Annotated in this window: 16 protein-coding genes; 7 read left to right on the top strand and 9 right to left on the bottom strand. The window is 64.3% G+C overall.

From position 1 onward, the window contains the following. Window positions 1-12 precede the first annotated feature (12 nt). Window positions 13-591: an Hpt domain-containing protein gene (locus tag IVB54_RS15535; protein WP_018455380.1), complete on the top strand. Its 579-nt coding sequence runs from the start codon at window positions 13-15 to the stop codon at window positions 589-591. Window positions 592-713: 122 nt separating this feature from the next. On the opposite strand, the gene IVB54_RS15530 is transcribed toward IVB54_RS15535, so the two are convergent. From IVB54_RS15530 to folE, 4 genes are all read right to left on the bottom strand, one after another. Next, window positions 714-1,889 carry a DUF2336 domain-containing protein gene (locus IVB54_RS15530; protein WP_204511586.1) on the bottom strand — a complete coding sequence of 392 codons (1,176 nt, stop codon included), beginning with the start codon at window positions 1,887-1,889 and terminating at the stop codon, window positions 714-716. A 204-nt stretch (window positions 1,890-2,093) separates the two neighbouring features. Then, window positions 2,094-3,131: a lytic transglycosylase domain-containing protein gene (locus IVB54_RS15525; RefSeq protein ID WP_247443702.1), complete on the bottom strand. Its 1,038-nt coding sequence runs from the start codon at window positions 3,129-3,131 to the stop codon at window positions 2,094-2,096. Window positions 3,132-3,262: 131 nt separating this feature from the next. After that, entirely contained in the window at window positions 3,263-3,685 is a 423-nt protein-coding gene (gene hisI / locus IVB54_RS15520; protein ID WP_018455377.1) for a phosphoribosyl-AMP cyclohydrolase, read from the bottom strand. A 27-nt stretch (window positions 3,686-3,712) separates the two neighbouring features. Further along, complete coding sequence (folE, locus tag IVB54_RS15515; RefSeq protein ID WP_007602630.1) at window positions 3,713-4,405, bottom strand: GTP cyclohydrolase I FolE; 693 nt, start codon at window positions 4,403-4,405, stop codon at window positions 3,713-3,715. Between the two features lie 231 nt (window positions 4,406-4,636). Here folE and IVB54_RS15510 point away from each other — a divergent pair, with 231 nt between their 5' ends. Further along, complete coding sequence (locus tag IVB54_RS15510; RefSeq protein ID WP_007602629.1) at window positions 4,637-5,092, top strand: iron-sulfur cluster assembly scaffold protein; 456 nt, start codon at window positions 4,637-4,639, stop codon at window positions 5,090-5,092. Between the two features lie 57 nt (window positions 5,093-5,149). On the opposite strand, the gene IVB54_RS15505 is transcribed toward IVB54_RS15510, so the two are convergent. After that, window positions 5,150-6,049, bottom strand: a complete 900-nt coding sequence (locus tag IVB54_RS15505) for a hypothetical protein (protein WP_247443706.1) — start codon at window positions 6,047-6,049, stop codon at window positions 5,150-5,152. A 253-nt stretch (window positions 6,050-6,302) separates the two neighbouring features. Between IVB54_RS15505 and yidD the strand changes: the two genes are divergently transcribed. After that, entirely contained in the window at window positions 6,303-6,641 is a 339-nt protein-coding gene (yidD, locus tag IVB54_RS15500; RefSeq protein ID WP_018455375.1) for a membrane protein insertion efficiency factor YidD, read from the top strand. 92 nt (window positions 6,642-6,733) lie between these two features. Further along, window positions 6,734-6,946, top strand: coding sequence for a hypothetical protein (locus IVB54_RS15495; protein ID WP_026232939.1), 213 nt, complete (start codon window positions 6,734-6,736; stop codon window positions 6,944-6,946). On the opposite strand, the gene IVB54_RS15490 is transcribed toward IVB54_RS15495, so the two are convergent. Together IVB54_RS15490 and IVB54_RS15485 are read right to left on the bottom strand one after the other, a co-directional pair. Beyond that, complete coding sequence (locus IVB54_RS15490; RefSeq protein WP_085351145.1) at window positions 6,947-8,161, bottom strand: hypothetical protein; 1,215 nt, start codon at window positions 8,159-8,161, stop codon at window positions 6,947-6,949. It abuts the gene before it with no gap. A 2-nt stretch (window positions 8,162-8,163) separates the two neighbouring features. Then, the gene (locus tag IVB54_RS15485; RefSeq protein WP_018455372.1) at window positions 8,164-9,531 is read right to left on the bottom strand and encodes an amino acid permease; all 1,368 of its coding nucleotides are present in this window, start codon (window positions 9,529-9,531) and stop codon (window positions 8,164-8,166) included. Window positions 9,532-9,861: 330 nt separating this feature from the next. On the opposite strand from IVB54_RS15485, the gene IVB54_RS15480 reads away from it, so the two are divergent. Beyond that, on the top strand, window positions 9,862-11,190 hold the full coding sequence (locus IVB54_RS15480) for an alpha/beta hydrolase (RefSeq protein WP_247777330.1): 1,329 nt from the start codon (window positions 9,862-9,864) through the stop codon (window positions 11,188-11,190). 68 nt (window positions 11,191-11,258) lie between these two features. On the opposite strand, the gene IVB54_RS15475 is transcribed toward IVB54_RS15480, so the two are convergent. Together IVB54_RS15475 and IVB54_RS15470 are read right to left on the bottom strand one after the other, a co-directional pair. Beyond that, window positions 11,259-11,648 carry a hypothetical protein gene (locus IVB54_RS15475; RefSeq protein ID WP_247777329.1) on the bottom strand — a complete coding sequence of 130 codons (390 nt, stop codon included), beginning with the start codon at window positions 11,646-11,648 and terminating at the stop codon, window positions 11,259-11,261. 92 nt (window positions 11,649-11,740) lie between these two features. Beyond that, a complete protein-coding gene (locus IVB54_RS15470) occupies window positions 11,741-12,913 on the bottom strand; it encodes an MFS transporter (protein ID WP_018455369.1) in 1,173 nt (390 codons plus the stop codon). A gap of 186 nt (window positions 12,914-13,099) precedes the next feature. Here IVB54_RS15470 and thrS point away from each other — a divergent pair, with 186 nt between their 5' ends. Both thrS and IVB54_RS15460 read left to right on the top strand, forming a co-directional pair. Continuing rightward, window positions 13,100-15,181, top strand: a complete 2,082-nt coding sequence (thrS, locus tag IVB54_RS15465) for a threonine--tRNA ligase (RefSeq protein WP_018455368.1) — start codon at window positions 13,100-13,102, stop codon at window positions 15,179-15,181. 93 nt (window positions 15,182-15,274) lie between these two features. Then, window positions 15,275-15,838, top strand: coding sequence for a nitroreductase (locus tag IVB54_RS15460; RefSeq protein WP_018455367.1), 564 nt, complete (start codon window positions 15,275-15,277; stop codon window positions 15,836-15,838). Window positions 15,839-15,868: the final 30 nt, after the last annotated feature.

Below are 15,868 nucleotides of genomic sequence, written 5' to 3'. Positions count from 1 at the left end.
GAGGCCGATATCATGGCGAAGAACAGCGCAAGAGACATCGAGATCACGGCCTTCGCCACGCATCAAATCATCACGCAGCCCAACCCGCTGAGGTCGGTCCTGCGCCGCGTCGAAGACAAAGACATGGACGATCCGATCGGCCGCGCCGAACAGGCGCTCGCGGGCCTTGCTGGCGAGTTCAAGGACTGGATGGCGACCGAGATCAACCGGCTGTCGGCCGCCTACGTCGCCATCCGGCACGACGGCTTCAGCAAGGACAGGCGCGACGAGTTGTTTCGCGCCGCGCACGACATCAAGGGCGATGCCGCGACTTTCGGCTATCCGGCGGCGGCGGGCGTAGCCGAGAGCCTGTGCCGCGTCATCGAGCACGCGCCCGATCTCGAAAAGGTACCGGCCGAGCTGTTCACGCACCACATCAACGCCATCCTTGCCATCGTGCACGAGAACACCAAGCTCGACAGCATCAGCGTCTCCGCCGAACTCAGCCGGCGCCTGCGCAAGGTCGCCGATGACTATCTCGCCGACGCCAACCGCGATCGCCCCGAGCATCTCGAGGTGATCCTGGCACCGAGTATCGCGCCGGCGGGGTAGCTTCGCCGTTCGCGAGGTGTTGTAGGGTGGGCAAAGCGAAGCGTGCCCACCAATCGACATGAATTGTGCGGAGAGACGGTGGGCACGGCGCAATGCGCCTTTTGCCCACCCTACACGTCTCGTTACGCCGCAATCAGATCGTCATAGACCGGATCAACCGTCTCGTCCGCGACCAGCTCGTCGCAGAACAGCCTTGCCTCTTCGCGCGCGGATTCGGTGGCGAAGCGGCGGAGCAGGACCATCAGCGGCTCGGTCGCGCCGCGGTCGGTCTCGCAATGGGTGAGCACGCGCTCGACCATGCGGCGGCGCAGCCTTGCTGCATTGTCGTCGCTGTCGACGAAGCCCTGCTCGTGGCAGGCATCGAGCGCGACCTGGAAGGCTGCAAACGTCGCCTCGGGAAGCCCGGCGCGGCGGAGCAGCGCGTGCAGGCTGTTGCCGCCGCGATCGTGCAGCAGCGCGGACACGCGCGCCAGCGGCAGCTCGGCGAGCTCAGCCAGCGCCGCATCGAACAGGTCGAGATTGCTCGACAGCAGCGCGCGCAGAATGAGACCCGCGGTGAGCTGGCCGGTGATGCGCAGGTGCCGAACAAGCCCTTCCATGTCTTCGCCGCGCGAGCGCGCCGCAATGTTCATGGTGGAGCGGTCGCGCGCCTCGGTCGCGATGCGCTCGGCGCGGTCGGCAGTCAGCCAGTTCCGGGCTACGACGAATTGGGCCAGCGTCTCCGAGAGTTTGGCCACCAGCGCGGCGCGCGTGGCAGACGGCAGATCCTCCAGCACCAGCATCGCCTCGCGGATCGCGGCGAGATGGCCGTGACGCTCGACGATGCGATCCCAGGAGAAGGGCGCAAGCTCGGCATGAGGATTTTCGATCAGCTCGAGCGCTGCCGCCGCGCAGCCGACTTCGGCAATGGCGGCGCAGACCGATACCGGCAGCGCGATGCGGCGCGCGACCGCGCACTGCACCTCGTCGTTGCCGGTCGCGACGATGTCGACGAGATCGGCGTCGATCAGCAGCGGAGAATGTTCGAGCACGGGCAGCGCGACGGTCGGCTGGTCCGCCGACAGCGCCCGCACGATCGACGCCGGCGCTTCGGTACTGCGCGCGAACGCCTCGGCCATCGCCTGCCGCACCAGCGGCGAGGGATCGTCGAGCAGCATCAGAAGCGCGCCTTCAGCGGCAATACGGTCGTCATGGGAAAGGTCTGAGATCAACCAGGCCCGGGCCAGTGCCCGCGTCGCCTCGGCCCGCTCGCCGGCGGGCGCCGTCCTGATCCAATTGATGAACTGCCGAACGATCATGGTGCTTCCGGCTTACGCAACGAAGACGAAGCGGTGACGGCTTGTCACCTGCAACACAAAATAAACCACGACGCTTAACAAAGCGTTCACCATAACTGGCTGGTTTTATTGACGTTTTGTTAAGGGAACAAAGGCGGCCGGTTCACGTCTGGCCCTGCGCAGCAGCGTTCACGCTGCGACGTGTCCGAGATACGGGAGTGCGTATTAGCTTGAGAACGTGCCGCTGCGATCGCTGAAGAGATCAAGCGGCTGGGGCGGCCGGAGGTCGGGCGTTGCCGATGGGACCGAGGTCGCGGGTGCGACCGAGGTGAGCGAGGCATTGTTGCCCCACAATTTCTGCACGGTCGTCGAGACCGGCTGGGTGGTGTCGCCGGGCTGATAGATCGAGCGAAACACCGGCGTGATTGGCGCATTGTCCGCGATCGTCGTTGGCGCTGTCGCGCTGACCGGCATCACCGCGCGTGTGTTCGGAAAGGTCTGGAGATACGCGGCATTGTCGATCAGCGGCGCGGCAGGCTGTACGCCGTTGGCGCTCGCGACCTGCGTGGTCGACGGCGTGCCGCCATACATCGCCATCGCGCTGCGGGTGGTTTTCGAATTTGCCGCGCCGGCGTAGCGTGCATCCAGCACGGAATAGACCTCGGAGATGCTGCGCGCGCGGCCGTCCTTGGCGTAGAAGATCGAGCGATTGGCGGACGCCGCGTTAGGAAACAACCGCGCGCCAACCGCTTGCGGATTGTCCTCGGCATTGGCGATCAGTTTCGCGGCGCCGCCGACGCCCATGAAATGCGCCATGTAGAGTTCGCTGTCGGACGGCCTGCGGCCGAGCAGGCCGGTGAGCTTGAAGCTGTTCGACTGCGTCAGCGCAGCCGCCATGCTGGAGGCGGCCTCCGGATCGTCGCGCAGCTTCATGATCGACCGCTTCATCGCGGGATCATCGACGGTGTAGGTGCCCGACGACGTCCTGGTGATGGCGTCCGAATAGTTGCCATAGCCGAGCTGGGTGCCCGCTTCCTTCACCGTGCCAAGCCAGGTCTGGTCGATGAACTGGTAGAGCCCGTGCGCGGATGACGTAGTCGCCCCCGCCGTGGGATCGAAATCCGATTCCATCTTGGCGGTGGTCAGCATGTACTGGAAGCTGACGCCACCTACGTTCGAGGCCTGCTTGATCGCACTGGCGACGCGTGCCCGCGACGGATCAAGGACCGCCGCCTGTGAGACACTGGAATTGTCGACCGACATGATGAAGTGCCCGCCCGCATGGCGTTGAGGCGCGCCGGCAATTCGACGCCCTGTCGTCTCACCGTGGGACAGATATGGTTAATGCGGGGTAAATTCGGGCCGCCAGCGCCGCCCTCCGCATGACGGCAGGACTACTTCTTGTACACCGCGTCCGGATCGAACAGCCTGTCCGCATCGACAAAGACGAGCCTGGCGCCGCCGTCTTCGGCCTCGACCTTGCGGTAGAAGCAGGACCGGCGGCCGGTGTGACACGCAGCGCCGATCTGCTCGACGCGCAGCCAGACCGCATCCTGATCGCAATCGGTGCGGATCTCGAGCACGCGCTGGGTCTGACCTGAGGTCTCACCTTTTCGCCACAAGGCATTGCGCGAGCGGCTGAAGTACCAGGCTTCGCCGGTCGCGATGGTCTTGCGCAGCGCCTCGTCATTCATGTGCGCGACCATCAGCACGTCGCCGGTGGAAAATTCGGTCGCGACGACCGTGACGAGCCCGGCCGCATCGAATCTCGGAAGGAAGGCGAGACCTTCCTCGGTTTCATGGGAGTGAGCGGACACAACGCCCTCGCCGGTCTATTCGCGAGGTCAGCGCTGCAGGCCTCGCACCAGGGACAGAAAACGCGCCTGTTCCGCCGGATTGTCGCGGAACATGCCGGTGAAGCGGCTGGTGAAGGTGGAGGCACCATGCTTGGCGACGCCGCGCACCGACATGCAGGTATGCTCGGCCTCGATCAGCACGGCAACGCCGCGCGGCTTGAGGATCTCGTCGATCGCTGCCGCGATCTGCGCGGTCATGTGCTCCTGGGTCTGGAGCCGGCGGGCGAAGATGTCGGTGAGGCGCGCAAGCTTCGACAGGCCGACCACGCGTTCCACCGGCGTATAGGCAATGTGCGCCTTGCCGTAGAACGGCATCATGTGATGCTCGCATTGAGAGGTGAACTCGATGTCGCGCACAAGGACGAAGTCGTCATAGCCGGCGGTCTCGCCGAAGGTGCGATCGAGCACCTCGGCCGGGCACTGGTGGTAGCCCTGATAGAGTTCGTCGAAAGCCTCGACCACGCGGCGCGGCGTGTCGAGCAGTCCCTCGCGGTTGGTGTTCTCGCCGATATAGGCAAGCAGCGTCTTCACCGCCTGCTCGGCCTCGGCGCGCGCCGGGCGCGGCTGGTCGGCGCGGACGGCGGCTGCAAGGAATTCGGAAGGATCGAGCTCCGCCGGACGGCTCTCGGGCTGCCGATCGGAGGGCTTGTTGGGGCGGATGGATTTGATGGTAGCGTCCATGTCGACTCCGTTCGACGGCCTTGCGGCCGGAGTGTCACCGGCAGACGGGGCGGCGAGCCGCCGGACGCCTGAGAGAACAGTTTCGGCGAAAAGGTCTTCAAATTATAACGCCGGCAGCACGGTTCTGGATCACACCATCGCTGCGGCGCTGGACTGTTTTTCCGCCAGTTCCGACCTTATATAGGGCCGTGGACGGCGCACGCCAAGGCCGGTCCTGCTGGACTCCATCACATGCTGAACGACATTTATAACAAGCGGATCATCGAACTGGCCGGGAATATTCCGCGGCTCGGGCGGTTGCCGGATCCCGATGCCACTGCCACCGCCCATTCCAAGCTGTGCGGGTCGACCGTCAAGGTCGACCTCAAGATGGAGGGCGAGAAGGTCACTGACTTCGCCCATGACGTGAAGGCCTGCGCGCTGGGACAAGCTTCTTCCTCCATCATGGCAAGTCAGATCGTCGGATCGACTGCGAGCGAACTCCGTGAGTTACGCGAAACTGTTCGCAAGATGCTGAAGGAGAACGGCGCGCCTCCTGAAGGCAAATGGGAAGAGATCAAGTTCCTCGAGCCGGTCCGCGACTACAAGGCGCGCCACGCCTCGACGCTCCTGACCTTCGATGCCGTGGTCGATGCCATCGGCCAGATCGAGGCGAAGGCGAAGCAGCCGGCTGCGGCGCAAGGCTGATTCCGGAGGCTGATCCGGGCTCGTCGCTCGACCCGGAAATAGATCAGAGATTCGAGGCTACTTCTGCGACGCCGCAACCGGCGTGGCCACGCCGCCCGTGGGCACTAGGGCTTCCGCCGTCTTGGTCGACTTCGCAGGCTGCTCCGGTTCCGCACCGAACCTCGCCTGGATCTTCGGTGCAAGCTCCGCCATTGCCGGCGCGGAGATGTCGACATGCGGCAGCACGTCGGCCACGAGATCCGTCGTCACGAGATTGGTCAGCTTGAGCTCGCCTGCATCGAGCTGATGCAGATCTTCCCAGGGCGGGACGCTGAGCGCGAGCGACAGCAGATCGCCGGCACCGCCCATGTCGAACGTGTATTTGGCAAGCCGGCCGATGTCGCGCTCCACGATCATCAGGTCCTGCGCGCTGTAGCTCGCCGCCTTGGCATCGTCGGCGCGATCGCCCATCCAGATCTGGTGAACCCGGACATGGGCCGCTTCCGGCACGTAGCGCTTCTTGCCCGCCAACAGCAGGAACACGCACATGGATTCGCAATAGGCCTCCGGCGCGACTGCCGGACGGGCCGACTGCCCGCCGCGGTTCTGAACGCTAACGCCGACCGTGGTCAGAAGTCCGAGATTGCGGAAGCGCCGGCCGAGCGTGATCGCGTCGTTGACGGAACCGCCGCTGGAATCCAGCACCACGGTGGCGCCGCCGAGCTGGCGCCCGCGGGAAAACTCTTCGAAGTCCCGGGGCGTATCGGCGGTGATGATGCCGACTGCACTGACCCAACCGCGGCAATTCGGCTCGCAGGCGACCCAATTGAACTTCATCGGCAGCTTGCGCTCTTCGAGGGCAGCACCGGCCCGGGCAGACGACCCGAGCGTCGCGACGGCGCCAGCCAGCACGACTCCACAAGCAGCGGTTCCCACCAGCAACCAGCCGCGAAGATTGAGCGCCTTCAGAAGTTTCAAACTGGTCCCTTCCCCAAGTCCCAAGCTTTAGCCCAAGCCTTACGGCGAGCCGACTCAGCCAAGCCCCGTTCCGACATTCCAATGAGTCTCACATGGACGTCACAAAAATGGTATCCGGGGGAATACAGCTCGTCCATAGGCATTTGCTGCACTGCTCCCAAAAAGCACGCAAAATATGACGTACAAACAACAGCTTACAGTTCCCTGCACCGGAACCGCGCAAAACCTCGCCCACGATCTCAGCAAAGCGCCCATGAAGCAATCAGCCCGCGAGCCATGTTCCAATCCCGTCGCGGGCGCGCTCCGGCTTCCACGCAGATTCGCCCGCGCGCTGATCTGGCTCTACCGCCACACGCTCTCGCCGCTGGTTGGCTACAATTGCCGGCACCTGCCGACCTGCTCCACCTATGGCGACGAGGCAATCGAACGGTTCGGGCTGTGGGCCGGCGGCTGGATGACGCTCGCACGCCTGCTCCGTTGCAACCCTTTCGGCACCTCGGGCATCGACAACGTGCCCCTCACCGCACCACAGGGCGCGCGCTGGTACTTGCCTTGGCGCTACGGCCGCTGGCGCGGCGTCAACGCATCCTGAGCATGATGCGGCGCCTCAGGTGTCGCTACCTTGAGTGGAACCGAAACTCTCTCCTCGCGTTGCTGTGATGCTCCCCGCGGGAGGAAACAACAATGCGCTGGAAAATCAGCCCTCATTTTCACGTCAGACTTGGACCGGATTCCCGGGGTGGTTCGCGAGGCCACGATCCCAGAACCCTCGACATGCTCGCCATCATCGCCCTGCTGCTGCTCGTGGTCGGCTCCGGCTGGTATCTGGAGACGAGTCTTGCCACGCCGCCTAGCACAACGGCGTTCATCGTGCCGAGCCAGAGCGTGCACTGGTAATTAGCGGGACCAGAAAAAGCGTCCGGGTGGCGGCGGGACCGGCTCAGGCGGACGTGGCCGCTTCGGACGCAGCGGTTTCGGCGACGGCTCGGCGGACGAGGTGGTCTCCGCCCCCGGCGCCGTCTCGCTTCCCGGCACCTTCACCGCCAGCAGCAAGTTCGACTCGTGCATCCGCCAGCGGTAGCCGACGCCGAAATCGATCGGCTGGGCGCGCGTGAACAGCGCGGCGTAGCGTTCCTGGTAGCGGCCGGGAAATTCGCCGATCGGTCCGAGATAGCGGCCGAACGGGAAGAACCGCCATTGCCGCGAATTGTAGCTCGAAAGCGGAATGCCGGAATCGTCCTGGACGATGGTCGCGCTGTTGGCGAGCAACCAGTCGCGCGCCACGGTGAAATTGCCGGAGTGCAGCAGATAGGACGCACTCTTGATCAGGCTGTTGCCGGGTCCGAGCGTCTCGCAGAACTTCAGGAATCCTGCCGCGCGTGCACCTGAATTGGAGAGATCGGTCGAGAAATAATACAGCGTGCGCGCCTCGCCGTCGGGGCCCGCAAAGGTGATGCGGGCGCCGCGCGTCGCGTTCGGTCCTGGATTGTCGTTGCCGACATGCACGCCGCCCCTGTCGTCGAGTGCGACCATCTCGACATTGCGGATGATCTTGCCGGAGCGGACGAGGAAGACGTAGAGGATCGGCAAGGTGCCGTTGACCTGGTTGGTGTGCAGGTCGACCTTCATTTGCTTGGTGATGAAGAAGGAAAAACTCAGGATGGAGCCGAGCGAGCGCTCGACATTATAGAGCGCGGCGCCGACCGAACTGCGCGGCAATCGCGTCAGGTCAGCCACTGCACCGACCGGCTCCAGCGCGCCAAGCACGTAAGTGCTGGCCTTGGGATAGAAGGCGTTGGCGTAGAGGAAGTCGGGGCCGCTGAACCAATAAAACATGGTCGGCTTGGTCGCCGCCAAATTGACGTCGGCCCAGTTGCGGATCTTCGCGAGCTGGCGCTCCTCGAGCTGGGCGAAGGCACTGTCGAAGAATCTCGCGTGGCGTTGCCAACCCGAGTCCTTTGTGAGCGGCACCAGCGGCGAATCCGCCGAAGGCTGCATGCCCGCGAGGAAGCGCGCGGTGTCGTCGAAGGTTGCCTCGGCAGCACGTGCGGACGAGACGGCCGCAGCCAGCAAGGCGAGAGCCACGGCCGCAATTCTCATGGGTCGAAACATGTCTATTCGCGATTGTGTGACGTGCCAGCGGCTACCGGCCGCCTGCGGAAAACAGCATAAATCAACAGGCCCGAGACCATGACGAGCATCCCCGATAGCGATTGCACCGGCCGCTCAGTCAATAAATAGTACATCATGAACGCGGTCACGAGCAGGAACACGAGCGGCGTGAACGGGTATCCCCAGGCACGATAGGGCCGCGGCAAATCGGGATCCGTGATGCGCAGCTTGATCACGCCGGCGACCGTGAAGAACGAGCAGAACAGCAGCGCGAACTGGATGAAGTCGAGCACGGCCTCGAAGCTGCGCGTGAACAGCAGCAAATTGGCGACGGCGAGCTGAAACAGGATGGCATAGGCCGGCGCGCCGCGCACCGATCTCCGCGAGAACACGCGCAGCGCCGGAATATCCTCCCCCATCGTCATCATCACGCGCGGGCCGATCCACATCATCGCGCTGATCGAGGAGATCAGGCCGAAACAGATCATCGCGCCGACGATCCGGCCGCCGAGATTGCCGAAGATCGCGCTGCCGGCGACGCTGGCGACGTCGAGCTGACCCGCGAGCGCGCCCACCGGCGTAGAATGGAGAAACACCGCATTCAGCGCGACGTACAGCACGAGCACGATCAGCGTGCCCGCGAGCAGCGCACGCGGCAGGTCCCGCTGCGGCATGTTCATCTCGCCGATGATGTAGGTCGCGGCATTCCAGCCCGAGAACGAATACATCACGAATACGAGCCCGATCGCGAAAGGCGCGCTGACGATATGCACGAGATCACCCGCCTGCGGCGTGAAGGCGATCGGCTGCGGCACGCCGACGATGAAGCCGGCGACCAGGAAGGCAACGATCAGCACGACCTTCAGGATGGTCGAGATCAACTGGAACGTCGAGGAATGCCTGACCCCGGTCAGTTGCACGAGCGAGACCAGCCACACCACGGCGATGGCAAGCGGGATCGGCGGCACATCGGGGACCACCGATTTGGCGTATTCGCCGAAGGCCATCGCGGCGAGCGCGACGGGTGCTGCAAAGCCAACCGTCGCCGACACCCAGCCGGCGAGAAAGCCGAAGGCGGGATGATAGGCTCGGCCGAGGAAATTGTATTCGCCGCTCGAGCGCGGAAACATGGCGCCGAGCTCGCTGTAGGAGAACACCCCGCACAGCGCGACGATGCCGCCGACCGTCCAAAGCAAGAGGATCGAGAAGCCCGAGGGAATGTCCTTGACCTGGAAGCCGAGGCTGGTGAAGACGCCGACCCCGATCATGTCGGCCACGACGATGGCGGTTGCGACCAGAACGGAGACCCCCGACCCGCTTCCGGTCAGCCGGCCGGTCCAGGGTGCAGTACCCGCATCTGATGCCGTCATCGCCGTCCTCAACCTCAGGCGTCACGTCTCGTGGGAAGTATCGTGCAGCTCGGTCCAGTCAATTCAAGCAGGGTTAACAAGGGTTAAATGAGGCGGGGCCGAATCGGTACTGCAGGACCATCAATGCACGATGCGGGCAATAAAGCGTCGTAAACACCGGGACATCCCGTCTCCCTCCCCCCACAATCACGACACGATTGCGTGGTCCCTTTGAGCGTTCCGGATGTGGGGAAGTTTCTCCGGATACTTAACGTCGCCTAAACGCCCATCGGCTCAATTGCCTTAATGATTGCCGATGGACTTGTGGTCATGACTTGGGGTCATGGGTGAATGGTCGGGGCCGTTCCGAAGCCGAGAGCTGACATCCGCGCTGACCGGACCACGTCCGGCGCACGCGGTCGTGCGCTTCGGATCGCTCTGATCTCAGCCTTGGTGCCGTTGTCGCTGACACTGGTTCGATGCGGCAAGGCGCCCAATCCGGCAGCGCTCGCGGCGAACTCGCAGGCCAACGTCACCAACGTCCAGGTCGTTGCGAAGACAAACCAGCAAGTCGCAAGCAACGACACGTTCGAGGATCGATTCCCGGCCCCCCAGTTCAGGGAGCGCTTCCCATCCGCGAGCGAGGGTTTTCTGCAACGGCAGATGTCGGACTTCTCACCCAAGCGCGCCGTGCAGCCGCAGCCGGAGCAGGCGCCTTACAAGGTTGCTTCGCTCGCGCCGCAGGCCCCCTACCAGCGTCCGCCACGCGAGGACCTGACGACGCTCGTCAGCATGAAATCGTCAGCCTTCCCCTATTTCGGCAACAACCCTGCCTCCGACGCGCCATTCCTCAACATCTCCAAGGGCGACCGCCGCGGCCACCGCAGCTATTCCGGGCGCGTGTTCTGGCAGGACGAGACTTACAACGATAACCGCGTCCTGATGCACGTGCCCGAACATTTCGACGTGCGGAAGCCGGGCGTGATCGTGGTGTTCTTCCACGGCAATGGCGCGACGCTGGAGCGCGACGTGCGCGACCGCCAGCTGGTGCCGCAACAGATCACTGATTCCGGCGCCAACGCCATCCTGCTCGCACCGCAGATGGCGGTCGATGCCGCCGATTCCAGCGCAGGAAAATTCTGGCAGGCTGGCGGCCTCAAGCGCTTCATCGACGAGTCGGCGAACCATCTCGCCCGCCTCACCGGCGATCCCAACAGCGCCCGCGCCTTCGCCAACATGCCGATCGTGATCGTCGGCTACAGCGGCGGCTTCCTGCCGACGGCCTGGAGCCTCGAGGTTGGTGGCATCAGTGACCGTGTCCGCGGCGTCGTGTTGCTCGACGCCGTCTATGGCGAGATGGACAAGTTCGCCTCATGGATCGAGAGCCACCGCTCCGGCTTCTTCGTCAGCTCCTACACCCGCTACACCGCACGGCGCGACCGCGAACTGATGAGCACGCTGCGGCAGAAAGGCATAACCGTCTCCGAAGACATGGACGGCCCCTTGCGTCCGGGCAGCGTGGTGTTCGTCGAAACCGGGGACGGCATCACGCATCGTGACTATGTGACGCGAGCGTGGACGCGGGACCCGCTCAAGGACGTCCTCGTGAAGATGTCGGCGACGCCATCACTCGCGCTCACGCGCGTGGCCTCCACCAATCCATCCCCGTCGAGCCGGTAAGCCCGCGATATTGCGCCGTCGGTATTTTGGCTAGGTGGGCCTGTAACTGTCGCAGGCCCTGATCTGCCTCAGGTCTTTGGCAGCTTCGGAATGCTTTCGGCAAAGCCGTTGAAGCAGGCCAGCCGCTCGTCCTCTTCCTTGAAGAAACGGCAATCGGCGTAGCCCTTGGCCTTGGCCGGCTTCGGCTTTGGCGTCGGCGGGATCACGGCGTCGTAGCAATTGAGCCGGTCCTTGGTGCCGTCATCGAGGTCCAGGCAAGCCTGCCGCCGCGCCGCGATGGATTGTGGCTTGCCCTTCGGCGCGGCAGCCGGCTTGGCCGCAGCCTCCTTGGTGCCCGCCTTGGTCCCTTTGGGCTTGACCTGCACCAACGGCTTGTCTCCGATCATTGGTGGCTTGTCGGCTTGCGCGAAAGCGGAAGCTGAATAGAGCACCGCGGCAACCGCCAGAATCATCCTCATCTCAGTCAACCCTCTTTGGTCCCCATGACCGGCCTTCTAGCCTCCCGGCGCGCGGTTTGCCAAGCACCTTGCGCACACAGGCACGCTTCCGTTCAGGCCGGGGCGGCTGTTGCCGGCCGGGGCCGGGTCAGGACGACCAGGATCAGCGCCACCACCACGAAACCGACTGCGACGAAGCCGAGCGTATGCAGGAGCTCGCGGGCGAACAGCAGTCCGCCGACGGCAGAGCCGACCGCCTGGCCGATATAAAGGACGGAGGTGTTGAGTGCGACGGTCGCCGATGCCAGCGACGGTGCGGCCGAGACCAGCCGCACCTGCTGCATCGAATTGGTCGAGGCAAAACCGAGGCCCCAGATCGCGACCGCACCCGCCATCAACGCGAGCGTGCCGGCGCCGAGTGCCCAGCCCGTGATTCCTGCAAGCAGCAGGCAGGTGAACAGCAGCGAGGTGCGATAGGGTCCCGAGGTGTCGACGATGCGGGTCGCGATGACAACGCCGAGGAAGCCGCAGATGCCATAGAGAGCGAACACCAGGCCGATGGCATCGGGCCCTGCGCCGGTCAGCTTGTTGAGCAGCGGCCCCATGAAGGTGAACACCACGAACTGCCCGGACATCTGCAACATCGTGATCGCAAGCAGAAGCCGGATCGTTCTGTTGCGACCGACCGCGCTCCAGGTCTTCAGATCCACCGGCGTCCCCTTCAAGCCCCCCGGCAGCCGCATCAGCAACAGCAGGAAGCTGACGCAACCGAGCGCGCCGATTCCGCCAAAGGCCGCGCGCCAGCCATAGCGGCTGGCGATGAAGGTGATCAGCGGCAGGCCGACGGCGGCAGCGAGCGACCAGCCGAGAAAGATGTAGGCAATCGTGCTGCCGCGACGCTCCACCGGCACGATCAACGCCGCCGTACCGGCGGCCTGCGGCGTGTAAAGCGCGCCGACCGCGAGCATCACCAGGCGGATGACGAGGAGGCTCGCATAGTCGGGCGCAAAGGCCGAGGCCAGATTGCCAAAAGCGAGCACCGCCAGCGTCGTGGTGAGTAACGCCCGGCGCTCGATCCGGCTGGTGAGCCAGGCCGTCAGCGGCGAGCCGATGCAGAGGATGACAGCCCCGAAGGTGATCAGGAGCGCAGCCGCATGGATGCTGACGTCGAGCCCCGTCGCCAATTCCGGCAGCATGCCCGCCGGCGCCAGTACTGAGCAGCCGGTGACGAGATTGCCGAGCATCAGGGCGGTTGGCGCGAAACGGCCGGCGCGTGCATTTTCCATGCAAACGCATGTAGAGCCGCCTTGCGACCAGTTAAAGGGCGTTGCCCGGAATAGTTCGTGCAGCGCCTCCGCTTTTGCGCGCCGGTTTCTTGGAAATGCCGGATTGCGCAGGCCGACTCGCCTGATATATCGCTCGTTCCCGCTTACCTGCGCTCGTTCGCAGGAGTGAGCCTCAGGAGACATGCCATGACCGACCAGCCCAAGGACCCATCCAAGGACCAATCCAAGTCCGAGCAGCCCAAATCCGAATCCGGCTTCCAGTACAGCCTCAGCAATTTGAGACCCGTGACCCCACCGGAAAAAATCACCCTCACCTTCCCCGACGGCGCCCGGCGCGAATACGCCAAGAGCATCACCGGCCTCGAACTCGCCAAGGGAATTTCGCCGTCGCTGGCCAAGCGTACGGTCGCGATGGCGCTCGACGGCGTGGTCTCCGACCTCGACGATCCCATCGAAGCCGATGCCAGGATCGAGCTGATCAACCGGGACGATCCGCGCGCGCTCGAGCTGATCCGCCATGACTGCGCCCACGTGCTGGCCGAAGCCGTGCAGACGCTGTGGCCGGGCACGCAGGTCACCATCGGCCCCGTGATCGAGAACGGCTTCTATTACGATTTCTTCCGCAACGAGCCGTTCACGCCGGAAGACTTTGCCGCGATCGAGAAGAAGATGCGCGAGCTCATCGCGCGCGACAAGCCTTTTACGAAGGAGGTTTGGGATCGCGAAAAGACAAAACAGGTGTTCCGCGACAAGGGCGAGGCGTTCAAGGTCGAGCTGGTCGATGCCATTCCCGGCAACGAGCCGATCAAGATCTATTACCAGGGCGACTGGTTCGATCTCTGCCGCGGCCCGCACATGACATCGACCGGTAAGGTCGGCAACGCCTTCAAGCTGATGAAGGTGGCCGGCGCCTATTGGCGCGGCGACAGCAACAACCCGATGCTGACCCGCATCTACGGCACGGCATTCGCCAAGCAGGAGGACCTCGACGCTTATCTGAAGCAGATCGAGGAAGCGGAAAAGCGCGACCATCGCAAGCTCGGGCGCGAACTCGACCTCTTCCACTTCCAGGAGGAAGGTCCGGGCGTCGTGTTCTGGCACGCCAAGGGCTGGACCATCTTCCAGCAGCTGATCGCCTATATGCGACGCCGCCTGGCCGGTGACTATAGCGAGGTCAACGCCCCCCAGATCCTCGACAAGTCGCTGTGGGAGACCTCCGGCCATTGGGGCTGGTACCGCGAGAACATGTTCGCGGCGCAGTCGGCCGGCGAGGAGGCCGAAGACAAGCGCTGGTTCGCGCTGAAGCCGATGAACTGCCCAGGCCACGTGCAGATCTTCAAGCATGGCCTGAAGAGCTACCGCGACCTGCCGCTGCGGCTCGCCGAGTTCGGCGTGGTGCACCGCTACGAGCCGTCCGGCGCGATGCACGGATTGATGCGCGTGCGCGGCTTCACCCAGGATGACGCGCACATCTTCTGCATGGAGGATCAGCTCGCCGACGAGTGCCTGAAGATCAACGAGCTGATCCTGTCGACCTATGCCGATTTCGGCTTCACCGGCGATCTCACTGTGAAGCTGTCGACCCGGCCGGAGAAACGCGTCGGCACCGACGCGATGTGGGATCACGCCGAGCGCGTGATGGCGACGGTGCTGCGCGAGATCCAGTCGCAGAACAATCACATCAAGACCGAGATCAATCCGGGCGAAGGCGCCTTCTACGGACCGAAGTTCGAATATGTGCTGCGCGACGCCATTGGCCGCGACTGGCAGTGCGGCACCACACAGGTCGACTTCAACCTGCCGGAACGGTTCGGTGCGTTCTACATCGACCACGACAGCGGCAAGAAGCCGCCGGTCATGGTGCACCGCGCGATCTGCGGTTCGATGGAGCGCTTCATCGGCATCCTGATCGAGCACTATGCCGGCAACTTCCCGCTCTGGCTGTCGCCGGTGCAGGTGGTGGTCACCACCATCACGTCGGAAGCCGACGAGTATGCCAAGCAGGTGCTGGAGCAGGTCCGGCGTGCGGGACTTCGAGCCGAGATCGACCTGCGCAACGAAAAGATCAACTACAAGGTCCGCGAGCATTCGCTCGCCAAAATTCCGGCACTGCTCGTGGTCGGCAAGAAAGAGGCCGAGACGCAGTCGGTCTCGATCCGCCGGCTCGGCAGCGACGGGCAGCTAGTGACGACGACGGTGGAAGCCATCGCCGCCCTCGTCGACGAAGCGACCCCGCCGGATGTGAAGCGGGCGCGCGGCGCGGCCTGACATCTGAAATCGGTCTAAACTCGCTTTCGGTTGCGGGCGTGCATGCTTATCTCGGCATAGCACGCCCGACGACCAGCCGAAGAGGAAACCGCAGTGCCCGACGCCATCGAACTCCTGAAGACCCGCCGCTCGGTCAAGCCGCGCGAGATGTCCGGACCTGGCCCCTCCCCGGCCGAGCTCGAGACGATCCTCACCATCGGTGCGCGCGTGCCCGACCATGGCAAGCTCGCGCCCTGGCGCTTCATCATCTTCGAGGGCGATGCGCGCCAGCGCGCCGGCGAGGTGATCGCGAAGGTGTTTGCCCGGAAGAATCCCGGCGCGCCGGCGGCCGACGTCGAGACCGAGCGCAAACGCCTCACGGATGCGCCGCTGGTGATCGGCATCGTCAGCTTCACCAAACCGCATCCGAAGGTGCCGGCCTTCGAGCAGGAATTGTCGGCCGGGGCCAGCGTTATGAACATCGTCACGGCCGCGGCGGCGCTCGGCTACGGCGCCTGCTGGCTGACCGGCTGGTTCGCGTTCGATCGCGACGTGCTGGATGGCCTCGGCCTCAAGCCGGACGAGAAGCTCGCGGGCTTCGTCCATATCGGCAAGCCGACCAGGCCGAGCGAAGACCGTCCGCGACCGGTCCTTTCTGAAATCGTGACGCGATTTTAATCGAAGGCGTGTTGACGCCTTCGACGTCTT

Origin of the sequence: Bradyrhizobium sp. CW1 (genome assembly GCF_023100665.1) — a bacterium.
Classification (GTDB): Bacteria; Pseudomonadota; Alphaproteobacteria; order Rhizobiales; family Xanthobacteraceae; genus Bradyrhizobium; species Bradyrhizobium canariense_D.
This window is presented reverse-complemented; position numbering and strand designations above follow the sequence as displayed.

What these genes read in the sequence shown, in the direction of transcription:
- IVB54_RS15535 (WP_018455380.1), top strand. Translation starts at nt 13, where the DNA reads ATGGCGAAGAACAGCGCAAGAGACATCGAGATCACGGCCTTCGCCACG.
- IVB54_RS15530 (WP_204511586.1), bottom strand. Translation starts at nt 1,889, where the DNA reads ATGATCGTTCGGCAGTTCATCAATTGGATCAGGACGGCGCCCGCCGGC.
- IVB54_RS15525 (WP_247443702.1), bottom strand. Translation starts at nt 3,131, where the DNA reads ATGTCGGTCGACAATTCCAGTGTCTCACAGGCGGCGGTCCTTGATCCG.
- folE (WP_007602630.1), bottom strand. Translation starts at nt 4,405, where the DNA reads ATGGACGCTACCATCAAATCCATCCGCCCCAACAAGCCCTCCGATCGG.
- IVB54_RS15510 (WP_007602629.1), top strand. Translation starts at nt 4,637, where the DNA reads ATGCTGAACGACATTTATAACAAGCGGATCATCGAACTGGCCGGGAAT.
- yidD (WP_018455375.1), top strand. Translation starts at nt 6,303, where the DNA reads ATGAAGCAATCAGCCCGCGAGCCATGTTCCAATCCCGTCGCGGGCGCG.
- IVB54_RS15495 (WP_026232939.1), top strand. Translation starts at nt 6,734, where the DNA reads ATGCGCTGGAAAATCAGCCCTCATTTTCACGTCAGACTTGGACCGGAT.
- IVB54_RS15490 (WP_085351145.1), bottom strand. Translation starts at nt 8,161, where the DNA reads ATGTTTCGACCCATGAGAATTGCGGCCGTGGCTCTCGCCTTGCTGGCT.
- IVB54_RS15485 (WP_018455372.1), bottom strand. Translation starts at nt 9,531, where the DNA reads ATGACGGCATCAGATGCGGGTACTGCACCCTGGACCGGCCGGCTGACC.
- IVB54_RS15480 (WP_247777330.1), top strand. Translation starts at nt 9,862, where the DNA reads ATGGTCGGGGCCGTTCCGAAGCCGAGAGCTGACATCCGCGCTGACCGG.
- IVB54_RS15475 (WP_247777329.1), bottom strand. Translation starts at nt 11,648, where the DNA reads ATGAGGATGATTCTGGCGGTTGCCGCGGTGCTCTATTCAGCTTCCGCT.
- IVB54_RS15470 (WP_018455369.1), bottom strand. Translation starts at nt 12,913, where the DNA reads ATGGAAAATGCACGCGCCGGCCGTTTCGCGCCAACCGCCCTGATGCTC.
- thrS (WP_018455368.1), top strand. Translation starts at nt 13,100, where the DNA reads ATGACCGACCAGCCCAAGGACCCATCCAAGGACCAATCCAAGTCCGAG.